Source organism: Bradyrhizobium sp. NBAIM14, from assembly GCF_020193895.1.
Taxonomy (GTDB): Bacteria; Pseudomonadota; Alphaproteobacteria; order Rhizobiales; family Xanthobacteraceae; genus Bradyrhizobium; species Bradyrhizobium yuanmingense.
Map to the genome: position 1 here is coordinate 24,121 of NZ_JADYVQ010000017.1, position 16,637 is coordinate 40,757.

Sequence of the window (16,637 nt, forward strand, 5' to 3'; positions counted from 1 at the left end):
ACCGCGACATGCAAGTTCCGCCCGAGACCCAGGTCGTCATCGACTTCGACGACAACCGCGCCGCTTCCGCGCTGGTCGGCCCCTACGGCCAGCACCTGGCGCAGATCGAGCGGCGGCTCGGCGTCATCGTCGATTCCAAGGGCAACCACATCACAATCGGCGGCACCCGCGACGGCTGCGACGCTGCGCGCCGCGTGCTGGAGATGCTCTACGCGCAGGCCGCGAAGGGGCACGATCTCGACCAGGGCGAGGTAGAGGGCGCGATCCGCGCCGTGATCGCGCAGGGCTCGCTGTTCGAGTTCGACGCCAAATCGGCCAAATCGACCTTCGACAGCATCAACTTGCGCAAGCGTCCGGTGCGGGCACGCACGGCGGCGCAGGATTCCTACATCCGCGCGCTGAAGCGGCACGAGCTGGTGTTCGGCATCGGCCCCGCCGGCACCGGCAAGACCTGGCTCGCCGTCGCGCATGCCGCGCAGCTGTTCGAGCGCAAGGAGGTCGACAAGATCATCCTGTCGCGCCCGGCGGTGGAAGCCGGCGAGCGGCTCGGCTTTCTGCCCGGCGATCTCCGCGAGAAGGTCGACCCTTATCTGCGGCCGATCTACGATGCGCTCTACGACCTCATGGATGCGCGCATCGTCGAGCGCGCGCTGCAGACCGGCGAGATCGAGATCGCGCCGCTCGCCTTCATGCGCGGCCGCACCCTGACCAACGCCGCCATCATCCTGGACGAGGCCCAGAACACCACGTCGATGCAGATGAAGATGTTCCTGACGCGTCTCGGCGAGAACAGCCGCATGATCGTGACGGGCGATCCCTCGCAGATCGACCTGCCGAACGGCCAGACCTCGGGCCTGGCCGAGGCGACCCGCCTCCTGAGCGGCGTCGAGGGCATCGCCCAGGTTCATTTCAAGGCGGAGGACGTGATCCGCCACGAGCTCGTGGCGCGGATCGTCGCCGCCTATGAAGGGCCGCCGCAGCGGCCGGCCACCGGTCAATCCTGACGAGGCAACACCGGACCAAAGAGGGCGCGAGCACCGCGCCTTCGTCCGAGACAACACAATGTCCCATTCCAACCTTCCCATGACCGAGGTCCTCGTCGTCGCCGATTGCTGGCAGCGCGAGCCCGATTCCGAAGCCGTGATCCAGCGCGCACTGGCGGCGGCCGCCGAGAGCGTCGACGAGGATGTTGCCGACGCCGAAGTGGCCGTGATGCTGACCGATGATGCCGGCATCCGCACGCTCAACAGCAACTGGCGCGGCATCGACAAGCCGACCAACGTGCTGTCGTTCCCGGCGCTGCAGCCGGAGGGCGCGTGGAAGCCGGGCGATGCCCCGCGCATGCTCGGCGATATCGCGATCGCCTATGAGACCATGCGGCGCGAGGCGGACGAGGAGCACAAGCCGTTCGACCATCATCTGAGCCACCTCGCCGTGCACGGCTTCCTGCACCTGATCGGCTACGACCACGAGAACGACGACGACGCCGAGGAGATGGAAGCGCTCGAAACCGAAATCCTCGCCCATCTCGGCATTCCCGATCCCTATGCCGACCGCCCGGGGACGCACTGAGATGCCGGATTCCGAGCCTACCCACGACAATCCCCGCACCACGGCCAATTTGCCGGTTGTGGTGACGCCGGGCGAGGTGCTGCGCCCGAGTGCCGAAAGCTGGCTGCTGCGCGCCATCCGCACACTGTTCGGCTGGAAGGCGGGGTCGGTGCGCGACGACCTCCAGGTCGTGCTCGACGCCTCGACGCCCGACGACACCGGCTTCTCCGCGGTCGAGCGCACCATGCTGCGCAACATCCTCGGCCTGCACGAGCGCCGCATCGCCGACGTCATGGTGCATCGCGCCGACATCGTCGCGGTGAAGCGCGACATCCCGCTCGGGGAATTGATGGACCGCTTCGAGAGCGCCGGCCATTCGCGCCTCGTCGTCTTCAACGAGACGCTCGACGATCCCGTCGGCATCGTCCACATCCGCGATTTGCTCGCCTTCATGACCGCGCGCGCCCGCGTGTCGGAAGCCACCAAGACCAAGCGCAAGAAGCCGCTGCCGGCCGGGCTCGATTTGCGCGCGGTCGATCTCGCGCTCCCGCTTCACGAGGCGCACATCATCCGCAAGCTACTCTACGTGCCGCCGTCGATGCGGGCGATCGACCTGCTCGCGCAGATGCAGGCCTCGCGCATCCATCTGGCGCTGGTGGTCGACGAATATGGCGGCAGCGACGGGCTGGTCTCGATCGAGGACATCGTCGAGCAGATCGTCGGTGAGATCGACGACGAGCACGATAGCGACGAGCCGCCCTCGATCGTGCGCCTGCCCGACAACGCCTTCATTGCCGACGCCCGCGCCAGCCTCGACGACGTCCGCTCTGTGATCGGCGAGGATTTCGTCACCGGCGAGGCCGGCGAGGAGGTGGAGACGCTGGGCGGCTATCTCGTCAGCTTCGTCGGGCGCCTGCCGGTGCGCGGCGAGGTGATCTCGGGCCCCGGCAATTACGAGGTCGAGGTGCTCGATGCCGATCCGCGCCGCGTCAAGCGGCTGCGCATCGCGACGCGGAAGGAACGCCCGGCGCCCCGCACCCAGCGCGAGAGCCGGCGGCGTGAAGCCACGCCGGAGAGCGGACAAGCGCCGGCCAGCGACACGCCGACATCGCCGCCGCGCGACGGGGCCGCCTCGCAGTGAGCCCATCGCAGCGCCTTCGGCAAATTGCGCTCGCCATCATCCTCACCTGGGGATGGCAGCGCGCAGTCGTCGCCATGGCGGCCGGAGCGCTGTCGGTGCTGGCGCTGGCACCGTTCAACCTCTTTCCGGTGCTGTTCGTCACCTTCCCGGTGCTGATCTGGCTGATCGACGGCGCCGGGGCCGGCCGCTATGGCGGCGTGCCCGCCGCCGCCCTGACCGGCTACTGGTTCGGGCTCGGCTATTTCGTGCCCGGCCTCTACTGGATCGGCTACGCCTTCTTCGTCGAAGCCGACACATTCGCCTGGCTGACGCCGTTCGCGGTGCTGGGCCTGCCGGCCTATCTTTCGATCTTCACGGCGATCGGCTTTGCGCTGGCGCGCCTGCTCTGGAGCAAGAACGCCACGCGCGTGCTGGCGCTCGCAGCGAGCCTCACCATCAGCGAATGGCTGCGCGGCCATGCGCTGACCGGCTTTCCCTGGAACACGTTCGGCTATGCGTTGTCCGAGCCATTGCCGCTGGCGCAGACGGCCTCGCTGATCGGCCTGTGGGGCGTGACGTTCCTGACGATTGCGATCTTCGCGAGCCCGGCGACGCTGATCGACCGCACGCCGGATCGGCGCCTGCAATGGCGGGTGCCGGCCGCGGCCGTCGCGCTCCTGCTCGTCATGAGCATCTTTGGCGCAATCCGCCTGTCGCTGCATCCGACCACGATCGTATCCGGCGCCAAGCTGCGCCTGATGCAGCCCAACCTGCAGCAGGACGAGAAATTCAACTATGCCGCCAAGCCGGAGGTGATGAAGAAGTACCTTGCGCTGTCGGACCGCGCCTCCGGCCCGCAATCGACCGGCGTGCGGGATGCCACCATCCTGATCTGGCCGGAATCCGCCTTTCCGTTCTTCCTGACCCGCGAAGCCGACGCGATGGCGCAAATAGCCGATCTGTTGCCGAAGGGCACGGTGCTGATCACGGGATCGGTCCGCGCGCCCGATGTGCCGCGGGGCACGCCGATCACGCGCGCTTACAACTCGATCTACGTGATCGATCACGACGGCAGCGTGCTCGCCGTGTACGACAAGCTGCATCTGGTACCGTTCGGAGAATTTCTTCCGTACCAGTCGTTGATGGAGAAGCTCGGTTTCGAGCAACTGACGCGTGTGCGCGGCGGCTTCATTCCAGGCACCGTGCGGCATGCGCTCCCCGTTGCCGGCGCGCCGCCCGTGTTGCCGTTGATCTGCTACGAGGCGATCTTTCCCGACGAAGTGGCTGTACGCAACGAACGTCCGGGCTGGATCGTGAACCTGACCAATGACGGCTGGTTCGGCATCTCGACCGGTCCCTACCAGCACCTGGAACAGTCGCGGATGCGCGCGATCGAGCTCGGATTGCCGCTGGTCCGCTCGGCCAATACCGGCATCTCCGCAGTGATCGATCCGGTCGGCCGCACCGTCGCGAGCCTCGGTCTCGGCCTCGAAGGCATTTTGGATGCAAACCTGCCGGCCGCGATCCCACCGACGGTTTATGCACGGGTGGGTGATGTGCCCGCAATCATGCTCGTCGCGGTGGCCGTGCTGTTGGCGGTCCGCCGACGAATAGGCAAACGCCAGCCCTGATCGCACCGCCGCCGCAGCGGCCGGAATCCTTTGACAACCGTAGTCCCACGGTTGACAGACTGCACGCGGGCTCCCCATTCTGCACCGGCTGCGAAAGATGGCGGTGCATTGCTAAATTTCTCCGCAATGTTTCCCAATAACAGGGTTTGATTTTGACGGTGCTGCACCCGAGGCATGCTTGATCATTGCGCCGAAGGTGGTGTTTGGAGGGCTGAGGAAATGTCGAAAGCGCCCAACCCTGTTGACAAATATGTCGGCAGTCGCGTGCGCATGCGCCGCATCATGTTGGGCATGAGCCAGGAGAAGCTCGGTGAAGCTTTGGGCCTGACTTTCCAGCAGATTCAGAAGTACGAGAAGGGCACCAACCGGGTCGGCGCAAGCCGCATCCAGCAGATCGCGGAGATTCTGCAGGTGCCGGTGTCCTTCCTGTTCGAGGGCGGCCCGAGCGGCGTGCCGGGTCCGGATGGCTTCAGCGAAGGCGCCTCGCCCTCTTACGTCTCGGACTTTCTCGCCACCTCCGAAGGGCTCGCTTTGACCAAGGCGTTCACGCGAATCACTGATTCGAAGATGCGCCGCTCGATCGTCGATCTCGTCGAGCAGATTGCGGCCCGCGAAGGTCCGGACAAGCGTTGAAGCTCATGTCCCCCGCGATTTGAGACTGCATCAAATCTGGCCTATGTCGTCATTTACGACCGCGCTTTGATGCGCGTCCGCTTCGATGATGCGATTCAAAGGCACAGATGCGTCCATGACCGGCTCCAATTGGTTCGATTCACAAACTATTCTCGATGGCATCCGCCGCTGGGTGGAGATCGAGACGCCGACGGAAGCACCTGAACAGGTCAACAAGCTGGTCTCCGTGGTCGCGGAGCAATACGGCGACCTGCCCGTCACGCTCGAGCGCATCGCGGGCGCGGACGGCTGCGGCGATCATCTCGTGGCGCGCACGAATTGGGGGCAGGATCAGCCGGGCATCCTGGTGCTGAGCCATCTCGATACCGTCCATCCCATCGGCTTCATCGAGCGCCTGCCGTTCAAGGTCGAAGGCGACGTCGCGTTCGGTCCGGGCATCTACGACATGAAAGGCGGCGCCTACATCGCCCACCACGCCTTCCGCGCGCTTTGCGCGACGGGCGATCGCTCGCCGCTCGGCATCACGCATCTGTTCACCTCCGACGAGGAGATCGGCAGCCCGACCTCGCGTGCGCTGATCGAGCAGGAAGGGCGCAAGGCCAAATACGTGCTGGTGACCGAGCCGGCGCGCGACGGCGGCAAGATCGTCACCGGGCGCAAGGGCGTCGGACGCTTCCGGGTATTCATCAAGGGCGTGCCCGCGCATGCCGGCTCGCGGCCCGAAGACGGCCGCAGCGCCGTCCGCGAACTCGGCAACGTCATCCTGGCGCTGGAAGGAATGAACGATGTTGCGCGCGGCGTGACCGTCAATGTCGGCGTGGTGCGCGGCGGCACGCGCCCCAACGTCACGCCCGAGGAGGCCTATGCGGAAGTCGATCTGCGCGTCGTGAGCCTCAAGGACGCGGACGAGTTCGTCGGCAAGATTCTCTCTTTGACCTCGAAGACCGAGGGCGTCACCGTCACGGTCACCGGCGAACTCAACCGGCCGCCTTACGAGAAGAGCAATGCAGGCGCCTCGCTGTACGAGCATGCCAGGACGCTCGCGGGCGAGATCGGCTTCGAGCTGATCGACACCCACACCGGCGGCGGCTCGGACGGCAATTTCACCGCTCCCTTCACCGCAACGCTCGACGGGCTCGGCGTCGACGGCAAGGGTGCACACACCCATTATGAGCAGCTCTATATCTCCTCGCTCGCACCGCGTGCGCGGCTGCTCCATCGCCTGTATCAGACGCTGCGATGAGCGAGCGTAAATCAAGCCCCGACCGCGACGACAGCGAGCGCGCCTTCTTCGGGCGCCGCAAGGGCCACAAGCTGAGGCAACACCAGGCCGTCTTGATCGAGCAGCTGCTGCCGCATCTTGCCCTCGATATCGACGGTGAGGCGCCGGCGGACGCCCGCGACATCTTCGATCCCGCAGCCGACGACGTCAGGCTCGAGATCGGCTTCGGCGGCGGCGAGCATCTCGCGGCCGAGGCACAAAACTTTCCTGCCACCGGCTTCATCGGCTGCGAGCCCTATGTCAACGGCATGGCCAAGATCCTCGCGCAGATCGAGGCGGCCAACATCGGCAACATCCGCCTGTTCGCGGGCGATGCCGCCGAGCTCTTGGCTTGGCTTCCCAAGGAGTCGCTGTCGCGGATCGACCTGATCCATCCCGATCCCTGGCCGAAGCGGCGACACTGGAAGCGGCGCTTCGTCCAGGACCGCACCATTGCCGCGATGGCGCGCGTGCTCAAGCGAGGCGGCGAATTCCGCTTCGTCTGCGACATCGACGATTACTGCGCCTGGACACTGTCGCATCTTGCGCGCTCGCAGGACTTCGTCTGGCTCGCCGAATGCGCCGACGATTTCCGGCTTCCATGGCCGGGCTACACCATGACGCGCTACGGCCGAAAGGCCGCGCGCGAGGGACGCAAGGCGGCTTATCTGCGGTTCAGGCGGGTGTAGATTTCGCGTGCACTCCATCTGCAGTCGTCATGCCCGGGCTTGCCCCGGGCATCCACGCACTTCCTCTCCGTGTGACGAAGAACGTGGATGGCCGGGACATAGGCGAGCGCGAGCGACGCCGTCCTTCGGACGGCTATGCCCGGCCATGACGACAAAGCCTGTTCTTCAAATCGTCTGCCGGTTGCGCCAGAAATTCACGACGCGTTCGGCGGTCGTCGGCATCAGGCGCGTGAAGTTGATGCGGGCGGCCTCGATGTCGGCGTCGGCCGGCGTGCGGTTCGAGCCGTACCAGAGCAGGATAAGCGCGCGTACCGTGGGCCAGCCGAGGTTCAGCACCCGACCGAGGATCAGCAGCGGATCGTAGCGGTCGCCTGCGATCAGGCGGTCGAGGACCTGGAGGCGAACGCCCGACATCGCCGACAGCGCGGCGACCGATTCCTCGTATTTGTGCGCCTTGGCGAAACCGAGCAGCGCGCTCTCGCCGAGATGGCCTTCGCGATTCAAGGTCAGCACCGTGCGCTGTGCCGCGGAGAAATCGCGGCGCGGACCCGGCGGCAGCGCGGCCTCCTCGATCGCCGCCATCGCGCGCTTGATCTCGACCTGGCGCGCGGGATTGACCACGGTGGAGAGGCGGCGGCGGATGACGTCGAGCGTGCCGTCGAGCAGCTGCTTCAGGTGCTCGCCGGAAAGGTCGTTGCGCTGGCCGATCTTCAGCGTCAGCACGCCGTCCTGCGCCGCGCGCTTGATCAGCTCGGAATAGCTGCCCGGCGAGAACACTGCACCGGCATTGGCTGCGGCACGGCGCACGACGTCGCGATCGCCGCGCTCGACCAGCACGTCGGTGACGACGGGCGACAAAGCGGGACGCTCGGTCATCGCCAGCAGATGACCCTGGCCCTTCAAGCGCGCGATCTCGACCAGTGCCGCGTCGTCGAGCACTGGCGAGCGGCGCAGCACGGGGCCGGCGACCGCGATCTCGTTTTCGCGCGCGAACTGATTGACGAGGTGCGGCGGCGCGTTGTTCAGACGCGAGAAGCGCTCGGACAGATCGACGCGCGATGCCAGCTCGGCATGGGGCACGAGATCGATCAGGAGATTGTCGAACAGATCGATCAACTCGGGGCGGAGCTTGTCCGCATCCCGGAAGAACAATTGGGAGATGGCGCGCGCGATCTCGCCGCGGCGGCGCGGATCGCCGCGCTTGACGATATCGTCCAGTCCAGGAATGAGCGACGTGGCAACGGTCATGAAAACGCAACTCGAACGGGGCACGCCGCGGGTGCGCCCTTGGTCCAAGCCGCCCCACAATCGGGGAATCTAGGCCTGCTTGATGAAGGAAGCGTTGCGCAGAGTCCGACGGGCGCAAAAAGGCCCCGTTCCCGCTGCAATGGGCCTTGTCCGGGGGTTGAGAAAGCGCTATATCAGCGCCAATTCATCTTCTCATACGATCCGCGTAGTGAGAGTGGGCCCGCAAGGACCCGCTCTTTTTTATTACCTGAACGCGGCTCGGCGGGAGATGTGCCCGACGCATCGTCGGGAAAGTTCCGAAGCGGGCTTTGAAATCGTAACCAAGCCTTAACCCAAGCCTTAACCAACGAGCGCTCTGACCCTGGACATGACCGAGCCGAACCCTGGTTCCACGGATGCCGAATTGCTGGCCGAGCCGCGGCTCGTGGTCGAGCCCGGCGTCGCGGCACGGGTGTCCGCGGTGGCAGGTCCCGTGCTGCAGGGCATGGGCTACCGCCTGGTCCGGATCCGTATTTCCGGCGAGGCCGGCTGCACCGTGCAGATCATGGCCGAGCGGCCGGACGGCTCGATGCAGATCGAGGATTGCGAGGCGATCTCGCGGGCTCTGTCGCCCGTGCTCGACGTCGCCGATCCCATCGACCGCGCCTATCGCCTCGAGATCTCTTCGCCGGGAATCGACCGCCCGCTGGTGCGCCGCTCCGATTTCGAGCGCTATTCCGGGCACCTGGTGAAGATCGAGATGGCGGTCGCGCATGAGGGGCGCAAGCGCTTCCGCGGCACGCTCGGCGCGGTCGAGGGCGACCGCGTGCATCTGCATCGCGACGATGCCAAGGCTGGCGACGATGCCGACGTTCTCCTGACGATGGAGGATATCGGCGAGGCCCGGCTGGTGCTGACCGACGAGTTGATCGCCGAATCCATGCGCCGCGGCAAGGCCGAGGCGCGCGAGATGCGGCGCAATCTCGGTCTCGAGCCGCCGCAGGCGCCGCACGCCAGGATCAGCGAGAAGACTACCAAGAACACCAAGCCGAAGAAGAAGCCGGCCCCGACCAACACGAAGAAACATCGCCTTGCCGCCGAACGCGCGCGGCGCGGCGAGATCGAGCCTGACCAAGGAGACTAGCCATGGCAGTCAGCGCCAACCGACTCGAATTGCTTCAGATCGCCGACGCCGTCGCACGCGAGAAGTCGATCGACCGCGGCATCGTCATCGCGGCGATGGAGGACGCCATCGCCAAGGCGGCGCGCGCACGTTACGGCAGCGAGACTGACGTTCATGCCGAGATCGACCCGAAGAAGGGCGAGCTGCGGCTGTCGCGCCACATGCTGGTGGTCGACAAGGTCGAGAATCACTCCAACCAGATCTCGCTGGTGGACGCGCAGCGCGCCAATCCCGGCGCCCAGGTCGGCGACACCATCGCCGACACCCTGCCGCCGCTGGAATATGGCCGCATCGCCGCGCAATCGGCCAAGCAGGTCATCGTGCAGAAGGTGCGCGAGGCCGAGCGCGACCGGCAGTACCAGGAATTCAAGGACCGCATCGGCGACATCGTCAATGGCGTCGTCAAGCGCGTCGAATATGGCAGCGTGATCGTCGATCTCGGCCGCGGCGAAGCCATCATCCGCCGCGACGAGATGCTGCCGCGCGAAGTATTCCGCAACGGCGACCGCGTTCGCGCCTACATCTTCGACGTCCGCCGCGAGACGAGAGGCCCGCAGATCTTCCTCTCCCGCACCCATCCCCAGTTCATGGCGAAGCTGTTCGCGCAGGAAGTGCCGGAGATCTATGACGGCATCGTCGAGATCAAGGCGGTGGCCCGCGATCCGGGCTCGCGCGCGAAAATCGGCGTGATTTCCCGCGATTCCTCGGTCGATCCGGTCGGCGCCTGCGTCGGCATGCGCGGCTCGCGCGTGCAGGCCGTGGTCAACGAGCTGCAGGGCGAGAAGATCGACATCATTCCATGGTCGCCCGACATCGCGACCTTCGTGGTCAACGCGCTGGCGCCGGCGGAAGTCTCCAAGGTCGTGATCGACGAGGACCGCGAGCGCATCGAGGTCGTGGTGCCCGACACCAACAACCAGCTCTCGCTCGCGATCGGCCGCCGCGGCCAGAACGTGCGCCTGGCCTCGCAGCTCACCGGCTGGGATATCGACATCCTGACCGAGCAGGAGGAATCGGAGCGCCGCCAGGCCGACTTCGAGAACTCGACCCGGGTCTTCATGGAATCGCTCAACGTCGACGAAGTGGTTGGCCAGCTGCTGGCGTCCGAGGGCTTCACCTCGGTCGAGGAGCTCGCGATGGTGGACGTCAAGGAGCTCGCCGGCATCGAGGGCTTCGACGAGGAGACCGCGCAGGAGCTGCAGAACCGCGCCCGCGAATATCTGGAGCAGCAGGAAGCCGAGCTCGAGGCGAGGCGCAAGGAGCTCGGCGTCGATGACGCGCTCAAGGACGTGCCCGGCGTGACCTCGAAGATGCTGGTGAAGTTTGGCGAGAACGACATCAAGAGCGTCGAGGACCTCGCCGGCTGCGCCACCGACGATCTGGTCGGCTGGACCGAGCGCAAGGAAGGCAGCGAGCCGACCAAGCACGCCGGTGCGCTGGATGGCATCGACATCTCCCGTGACGACGCCGAAGCGATGATCATGCAGGCCCGCGTCAAGGCCGGCTGGATCACCGAAGCCGATCTCGCCAAGCCCACCGAGGAGGCCGAGGCGACCGAAGATCAACCGGCTTAAGGGCAAAGGAGAATGTCGCCCGGATGCTTGCAGATTCCGACCTCGAACTTGACCATGGCCCGCGGACCGAAAGGTCCGCGACCATGCGCATGTGCGCGGTCAGCCGCGAGGTCCGGCCGATCGACGAGCTGATCCGCTTCGTTGCATCGCCTGACGGACAAATAGTTCCCGATCTCAAGCGCAAGCTGCCCGGACGCGGGATGTGGCTCACCGCCTCCCGCAAGACGGTTGCGGAAGCGGTGCGGCGTCACCAATTTAGCAAGGCCTTCAAGCGCGAGCTGCGCATCCCTCAGACGCTTCCCACCGACATCGAGGCGCTCCTGGTCCGGAGCGTGACCGAAGCCCTTGGGATCGCCGCCAAGGCGGGCCAGGTCGTGGCCGGCTTCGGCAAGGTCGAGAGCGCCCTCCGGGAAGGAACGGTCGAGGTCCTGATCCATGCCGGCGACGGGGCCGCGGACGGAATCCGCAAATTGGACATGCTGGCGCGTCAGAATGCCGGGAATCGCGGTGCTAAGGCGCAGATTCCCGTCGTCACCGCTCTGAAATCGGTAGAATTGGATTTGGCACTGACCCGGTCAAATGTGATACATGCTGCCCTGCTCGCGGGCCCGGCGAGCAAGTCATTCCTGTCACGTAGCCAGATCCTGGTCCGATACCGGATGGCGGACGACGACAAGACTGCCGAAAAACCCGGCCAGGATTTCTGAGAGACAACGACGACCCGATTGGATGGTGCGGCAACGCACAACACTGATAAATCAGGATTAGGACTGCTGAATGGTTGATACCAAGACCCCTGGCGACAAGAAGCTGAGCGTTCCGAGCAAGACGCTATCGCTCAAGCCGCGCGTCGAAACGGGCACCGTGCGCCAGAGCTTCAGCCATGGCCGCAGCAAGCAGGTCGTGGTCGAGAAGCGCGGCAAGCGCCGCATTGGCGATGGACCCGAGCCGCACGCGCCCGAGGTGACGGCAAAGCCGGCGCCGGCCGCACCCGCCGCGCCGCCGCGTCCGGCTCCGCCCCCGCCGCGCAACGCCGGTTCCGGCGTGGTGCTTCGCACCCTCACCGAGGATGAGCGTTCGGCCCGTGCCAGCGCGCTCGCCGACGCCAAGCTGCGCGAGGTCGAGGAACGCCGCCAGGCCGAGGAAGAGGCCCAGCGCCGCGCCGCCCGTGAGGCTGCCGAGCGCGCCGAGCGCGAAGCCGCCGAATCCCGCCGCAAGGCCGAGGAAGAGCGCCACCGTCACGAGGACGAAGCCAAGCGGAAGGCCGAGACCGAGGCCAAGAAGCGTTTCGGCGAAGGTGAGCAGCCGACATCCGCCGCGCGCCCCGCGACCGCAACACCCGCCGCTTCCGCACCGCGCCCCGGTGCGCCTGCGTCCCGGCCTGGAACCAGCACCACAGCACGTCCGGGAACCACGACGGCGCGCCCTGCAACCACGACCGCGCAGCGTCCGGGTGGACCGGCCGGCCGCGGCCCGGCCGTTGCGGCCGAAGCTGACGACGACGAGGCGCCGCGCCAGATCCGCCGCGGCCCCGGCGGCGCCGCGCGTCCCGTGGTAGCCCCCAAGCCCACCCACAAGCCCGGCCCGCAGAAGGAGCGCGGCCGCCTGACCGTCGTCACCGCGCTCAATGCCGACGAGGTGCGCGAGCGCTCGATCGCCTCGTTCCGCCGCCGCACCCAGCGCCTGAAGGGCCACGCCTCGAACGAGCCCAAGGAAAAGCTCATCCGCGAAGTGGTCATTCCGGAAGCGATCACCATCCAGGAACTCGCCAACCGCATGTCCGAGCGCGCGGTCGACGTCATCCGCATGCTGATGAAGCAGGGCGCGATGCACAAGATCACCGACGTGATCGACGCCGACACCGCGCAGCTGATTGCCGAAGAGCTCGGCCACACCGTCAAGCGCGTTGCCGCCTCCGACGTTGAAGAAGGTCTGTTCGACGCGACCGACGATTCGACCGACACCGAGACCCGTTCGCCCGTGGTGACCGTCATGGGTCACGTCGACCACGGCAAGACCTCGCTGCTCGACGCGCTCCGTCACGCCAACGTGGTCTCCGGCGAAGCCGGCGGCATCACCCAGCACATCGGCGCCTATCAGGTGACATCGCCTGAAACCGGCAAGAAGATCACCTTCATCGACACGCCCGGCCACGCCGCGTTCACCGCGATGCGCGCCCGCGGCGCCAAGGTGACCGACATCGTCGTGCTGGTGGTCGCGGCCGATGACGGCGTGATGCCGCAGACGGTCGAAGCCATCAATCACGCCAAGGCGGCCGGCGTGCCGATCATCGTTGCCATCAACAAGATCGACAAGCCCGACGCCAAGCCCGAGCGCGTGCGCACCGAGCTGCTCCAGCACGAGGTGCAGGTGGAATCTTTCGGCGGCGAAGTCGTCGACGTCGAGGTGTCCGCCAAGAACAAGACCAATCTCGACAAGCTGCTCGAGATGATCGCGCTGCAGGCCGAAATCCTCGACCTCAAGACCAATTCGGAGCGTCCGGCCGAAGGCACCGTGATCGAGGCCAAGCTCGATCGCGGCCGCGGTCCGGTCGCGACCGTGCTGGTGCAGCGCGGAACGCTTCGCGTCGGCGACATCATCGTCGCCGGTGCCGAAATGGGCCGCGTCCGCGCGCTGATCTCCGATCAGGGCGAGACCGTGCAGGAGGCCGGCCCCTCGGTGCCGGTCGAGGTGCTCGGCTTCAACGGCCCGCCCGAGGCCGGCGATCGTCTCGCGGTGGTCGAGAACGAAGCCCGCGCCCGCCAGGTCACCAGCTACCGCGCGCACCAGAAGCGCGAGAACGCGGCAGCCTCGATCTCCGGCATGCGCGGCTCGCTCGAGCAGATGATGTCGCAATTGAAGACGGCGGGCCGCAAGGAATTCCCGCTGATCGTCAAGGCCGACGTGCAGGGCTCGCTGGAAGCCATCCTCGGCTCGCTGGAGAAGCTCGGCACCGACGAGGTCGCCGCCCGCATCCTGCATGCCGGCGTCGGCGGCATCTCGGAATCCGACGTGACGCTGGCCGAAGGCTTCAACGCCGCGATCATCGGCTTCTCGGTTCGAGCCAACAAGGAGGCCGCTGCGGCCGCCAAGCGCAACGGCATCGAGATCCGCTACTACAACATCATCTACGACCTCGTGGACGACGTGAAGAAGGCGATGAGCGGTCTGCTCGCGCCGACCTTGCGCGAAACCATGCTGGGCAATGCCGAGATCCTGGAGATCTTCAACATCTCCAAGGTCGGCAAGGTAGCCGGCTGCCGCGTCACCGACGGCACGGTGGAACGCGGCGCCAATGTGCGCCTCATCCGCGACAACGTCGTCGTGCACGAAGGCAAGCTGTCGACGCTGAAGCGCTTCAAGGACGAAGTGAAGGAAGTCCAGTCCGGCCAGGAATGCGGCATGGCCTTCGAGAACTACCACGACATGCGTGCCGGTGACGTGATCGAATGTTATCGCGTGGAGACGATCCAGCGCTCCCTGTAAGTCCAAGTCTTACCGAAGCGTTCGGATCTTTTTGAACTGAGATTGCGGGAGTGCGATGGCCGGATTTTTCCGGCCATCCACCCCTCTTCGTTTCAACAGGACAAATGACAATGCCCGTGTCCCAGATGCGGGCATGACGAGGTGATTTTCGAAAAATGCCACGGCATCATCAGAAGAAGGGTTCCGCGCCCGGCGGCTCGCAGCGTCAGTTGCGCGTCGGCGAGCAGGTTCGCCACGCGATGGCCGATATTCTGGCGCAAGGCAATGTGCATGATGCCGACCTCGAAGGTCACATCATCACCGTGCCGGAGGTACGGATGTCGCCCGACCTGAAGCTCGCGACGGTCTACGTGATGCCGCTCGGTGGCCGCGACACCGAGATCGTCATCGCTGCGCTCGAGCGCAACAAGAAGTTCTTGCGCGGCGAGGTCGCGCGGCGCGTTAACCTGAAATTTGCACCTGACATTCGCTTCCGCGTCGACGAACGATTCGACGAAGCGGAACGGATCGAGAAGCTTTTGCGAACGCCTGCGGTGCAGAAGGATTTGGAACAGGATCCGCATTCGGATCGGGAAGAAGAGCAATGACCATGGACCCCGCTCACGGCACGATCGGCGGCAACGACACCGATCAGCGCGACGCGCAGACCAACGATTTCGCGGAGATGGGCGGCAATTCGCAGCCGCATCAGGAGCCGCGCCGCGTCAACAACGATCCGCGGGCCAAGCAGCAGAAGGGCAACCAGGCCCGCCGCGACCGCCGCGACGTCCATGGCTGGGTCGTGCTCGACAAGCCGATCGGCATGACCTCGACGCAGGCCGTCGCCGTGCTCAAGCGCCTGTTCAACGCCAAGCGCGCCGGACACGCCGGCACGCTCGATCCGCTCGCCTCGGGGGGCTTGCCAATCGCGCTCGGGGAAGCCACCAAGACCGTCCCCTTCGTGATGGACGGCCGCAAGCGCTACCGCTTCACGGTCTGCTGGGGCCAGGAGCGCGATACCGACGACATCGAGGGCCGGGTGACCGCGACCTCGGAGCAGCGTCCGAGCCGGGAGGCCATCCTGGCGCTGCTGCCCCGCTTCACCGGGGTGATCGAGCAGATCCCGCCGCGCTATTCGGCGATCAAGGTCCAGGGCGAGCGCGCCTATGACCTCGCCCGCGACGGCGAGGTTGTGGAACTGGCGCCCCGCCCGGTCGAGATTCACCATTTAACCCTTGTCGATCAACCAGATAACGACCGGGCCGTGTTCGAGGCCGAATGCGGCAAGGGCACCTATGTGCGGGCGCTCGCCCGCGATATGGGCCGGATTCTCGGCACTTACGGCCATATCTGCGCGCTGAGGCGGACCCTGGTCGGCCCATTTGGCGAAAACGACATGATTCCGCTGGATCAGTTGGAGGCTTTGTGCGATAGAGCCGCGTCCGGCGAGGGCAGCCTCGCCGACGCGCTTTTGCCCGTTGAGACCGCGCTGGACGACATCCCGGCACTGGCCGTCACTCGGGCTGATGCGGCAAGGCTCCATCGGGGCCAGGCCGTTTTGTTGCGCGGACGGGATGCGCCCACTTGTAGCGGCACAGTCTATGTCACGGTGGCAGGCCGTCTTTTGGCGCTTGCCGAAGTTGGCAATGGCGAAATCATCCCCAAGCGTGTGTTCAACCTGACCGGCCTGACTGCCAGCCCCGGTCGCAACGAGAGAAATTGACGATGTCGATTGCCGCAGAACGCAAAGCGGAAGTCATCAAGACGAATGCCACCAAGGCCGGCGACACCGGCTCGCCCGAGGTTCAGGTCGCGATCCTGTCGGAACGCATCAACAACCTCACCAACCATTTCAAGACCCACGTGAAGGACAACCATTCGCGTCGCGGCCTCTTGAAGCTGGTCTCGACCCGCCGCTCGCTCCTCGACTATCTCAAGAAGAAGGACGAGGCGCGGTACAAGGCGCTGCTCGAGAAGCACAATATTCGTCGTTAAGAGTTCCTGCGCGCGCCACCGGCGCGCGTTTTCGCGCGTGGTTTCGAACGAAAGCGCTTGTTTTAAGCTTTTTGATCGAGGTTGCGTGCGCGTCGGATGCGGATTGTTGATTCGCGTCCGGGCATGATGAGCGAAGATCGAAGTTTCGGTGTTTGCATTCGTGCCGACTGACAGTCCAGCAGCAATCCGGCGGCTGGGCACAACGGGCAAGGCGCCCGTATGACCCGAAAGGATGGACGCCATCCGACATCCAAAAACCATGGCAGGATCGCAGGACGCTGATCATCCGCTCCGATCAGCGTCCCGCA

15 protein-coding genes are annotated in these 16,637 nt (G+C 65.8%); 14 read left to right on the forward strand and 1 reads right to left on the reverse strand.

Going from position 1 to position 16,637, the window contains the following annotated elements:
- Nucleotides 1-8 precede the first annotated feature (8 nt).
- The 7 genes from I6F28_RS29065 (at nucleotide 9) to trmB (ending at nucleotide 6,885) form a co-directional block, all read left to right on the forward strand.
- A complete protein-coding gene (locus I6F28_RS29065; RefSeq protein ID WP_036008958.1) occupies nucleotides 9-1,004 on the forward strand; it encodes a PhoH family protein in 996 nt (331 codons plus the stop codon).
- A 58-nt stretch (nucleotides 1,005-1,062) separates the two neighbouring features.
- Nucleotides 1,063-1,572, forward strand: coding sequence for an rRNA maturation RNase YbeY (gene ybeY, locus I6F28_RS29070; protein ID WP_225142384.1), 510 nt, complete (start codon nucleotides 1,063-1,065; stop codon nucleotides 1,570-1,572).
- A gap of 1 nt (nucleotide 1,573) precedes the next feature.
- Nucleotides 1,574-2,692, forward strand: a complete 1,119-nt coding sequence (locus I6F28_RS29075; protein ID WP_225113784.1) for a hemolysin family protein — start codon at nucleotides 1,574-1,576, stop codon at nucleotides 2,690-2,692.
- On the forward strand, nucleotides 2,689-4,302 hold the full coding sequence (lnt, locus tag I6F28_RS29080; protein WP_225142386.1) for an apolipoprotein N-acyltransferase: 1,614 nt from the start codon (nucleotides 2,689-2,691) through the stop codon (nucleotides 4,300-4,302). Before I6F28_RS29075 ends, lnt begins: the two co-directional genes overlap by 4 nt.
- Before the next feature lie 219 nt (nucleotides 4,303-4,521).
- On the forward strand, nucleotides 4,522-4,935 hold the full coding sequence (locus I6F28_RS29085) for a helix-turn-helix domain-containing protein (RefSeq protein WP_018319423.1): 414 nt from the start codon (nucleotides 4,522-4,524) through the stop codon (nucleotides 4,933-4,935).
- Nucleotides 4,936-5,020: 85 nt separating this feature from the next.
- Nucleotides 5,021-6,178 carry a M20 family metallopeptidase gene (locus I6F28_RS29090; protein ID WP_225142388.1) on the forward strand — a complete coding sequence of 386 codons (1,158 nt, stop codon included), beginning with the start codon at nucleotides 5,021-5,023 and terminating at the stop codon, nucleotides 6,176-6,178.
- Nucleotides 6,175-6,885, forward strand: a complete 711-nt coding sequence (gene trmB, locus I6F28_RS29095) for a tRNA (guanosine(46)-N7)-methyltransferase TrmB (protein WP_225142390.1) — start codon at nucleotides 6,175-6,177, stop codon at nucleotides 6,883-6,885. Before I6F28_RS29090 ends, trmB begins: the two co-directional genes overlap by 4 nt.
- A gap of 165 nt (nucleotides 6,886-7,050) precedes the next feature.
- Here trmB and I6F28_RS29100 read toward each other — a convergent pair whose 3' ends face one another.
- On the reverse strand, nucleotides 7,051-8,133 hold the full coding sequence (locus I6F28_RS29100; RefSeq protein ID WP_225142392.1) for a DUF2336 domain-containing protein: 1,083 nt from the start codon (nucleotides 8,131-8,133) through the stop codon (nucleotides 7,051-7,053).
- A gap of 367 nt (nucleotides 8,134-8,500) precedes the next feature.
- Here I6F28_RS29100 and rimP point away from each other — a divergent pair, with 367 nt between their 5' ends.
- The 7 genes from rimP (at nucleotide 8,501) to rpsO (ending at nucleotide 16,329) form a co-directional block, all read left to right on the forward strand.
- Nucleotides 8,501-9,256, forward strand: coding sequence for a ribosome maturation factor RimP (gene rimP, locus I6F28_RS29105; protein WP_225142394.1), 756 nt, complete (start codon nucleotides 8,501-8,503; stop codon nucleotides 9,254-9,256).
- Between the two features lie 2 nt (nucleotides 9,257-9,258).
- Complete coding sequence (gene nusA / locus I6F28_RS29110) at nucleotides 9,259-10,869, forward strand: transcription termination factor NusA (protein WP_225142396.1); 1,611 nt, start codon at nucleotides 9,259-9,261, stop codon at nucleotides 10,867-10,869.
- 23 nt (nucleotides 10,870-10,892) lie between these two features.
- Entirely contained in the window at nucleotides 10,893-11,576 is a 684-nt protein-coding gene (locus tag I6F28_RS29115; protein ID WP_225142398.1) for an RNA-binding protein, read from the forward strand.
- A gap of 70 nt (nucleotides 11,577-11,646) precedes the next feature.
- The gene (infB, locus tag I6F28_RS29120) at nucleotides 11,647-14,355 is read left to right on the forward strand and encodes a translation initiation factor IF-2 (RefSeq protein ID WP_225142400.1); all 2,709 of its coding nucleotides are present in this window, start codon (nucleotides 11,647-11,649) and stop codon (nucleotides 14,353-14,355) included.
- Between the two features lie 155 nt (nucleotides 14,356-14,510).
- Entirely contained in the window at nucleotides 14,511-14,942 is a 432-nt protein-coding gene (gene rbfA, locus I6F28_RS29125) for a 30S ribosome-binding factor RbfA (protein WP_225142402.1), read from the forward strand.
- A complete protein-coding gene (gene truB / locus I6F28_RS29130; protein WP_225142404.1) occupies nucleotides 14,939-16,057 on the forward strand; it encodes a tRNA pseudouridine(55) synthase TruB in 1,119 nt (372 codons plus the stop codon). The genes rbfA and truB overlap by 4 nt, the downstream gene beginning before the upstream one ends.
- 2 nt (nucleotides 16,058-16,059) lie before the next feature.
- Entirely contained in the window at nucleotides 16,060-16,329 is a 270-nt protein-coding gene (gene rpsO / locus I6F28_RS29135; RefSeq protein ID WP_008540131.1) for a 30S ribosomal protein S15, read from the forward strand.
- Nucleotides 16,330-16,637: the final 308 nt, after the last annotated feature.

Excerpts from the sequence above, each read along its gene's own strand:
- rbfA (WP_225142402.1), top strand. The coding sequence starts at position 14,511 with ATGCCACGGCATCATCAGAAGAAGGGTTCCGCGCCCGGCGGCTCGCAG.
- nusA (WP_225142396.1), top strand. The coding sequence starts at position 9,259 with ATGGCAGTCAGCGCCAACCGACTCGAATTGCTTCAGATCGCCGACGCC.
- truB (WP_225142404.1), top strand. The coding sequence starts at position 14,939 with ATGACCATGGACCCCGCTCACGGCACGATCGGCGGCAACGACACCGAT.
- I6F28_RS29085 (WP_018319423.1), top strand. The coding sequence starts at position 4,522 with ATGTCGAAAGCGCCCAACCCTGTTGACAAATATGTCGGCAGTCGCGTG.
- I6F28_RS29115 (WP_225142398.1), top strand. The coding sequence starts at position 10,893 with ATGCTTGCAGATTCCGACCTCGAACTTGACCATGGCCCGCGGACCGAA.
- I6F28_RS29065 (WP_036008958.1), top strand. The coding sequence starts at position 9 with ATGCAAGTTCCGCCCGAGACCCAGGTCGTCATCGACTTCGACGACAAC.
- rpsO (WP_008540131.1), top strand. The coding sequence starts at position 16,060 with ATGTCGATTGCCGCAGAACGCAAAGCGGAAGTCATCAAGACGAATGCC.
- trmB (WP_225142390.1), top strand. The coding sequence starts at position 6,175 with ATGAGCGAGCGTAAATCAAGCCCCGACCGCGACGACAGCGAGCGCGCC.
- I6F28_RS29075 (WP_225113784.1), top strand. The coding sequence starts at position 1,574 with ATGCCGGATTCCGAGCCTACCCACGACAATCCCCGCACCACGGCCAAT.
- I6F28_RS29100 (WP_225142392.1), bottom strand. The coding sequence starts at position 8,133 with ATGACCGTTGCCACGTCGCTCATTCCTGGACTGGACGATATCGTCAAG.
- ybeY (WP_225142384.1), top strand. The coding sequence starts at position 1,063 with ATGTCCCATTCCAACCTTCCCATGACCGAGGTCCTCGTCGTCGCCGAT.
- rimP (WP_225142394.1), top strand. The coding sequence starts at position 8,501 with ATGACCGAGCCGAACCCTGGTTCCACGGATGCCGAATTGCTGGCCGAG.
- infB (WP_225142400.1), top strand. The coding sequence starts at position 11,647 with ATGGTTGATACCAAGACCCCTGGCGACAAGAAGCTGAGCGTTCCGAGC.
- I6F28_RS29090 (WP_225142388.1), top strand. The coding sequence starts at position 5,021 with ATGATGCGATTCAAAGGCACAGATGCGTCCATGACCGGCTCCAATTGG.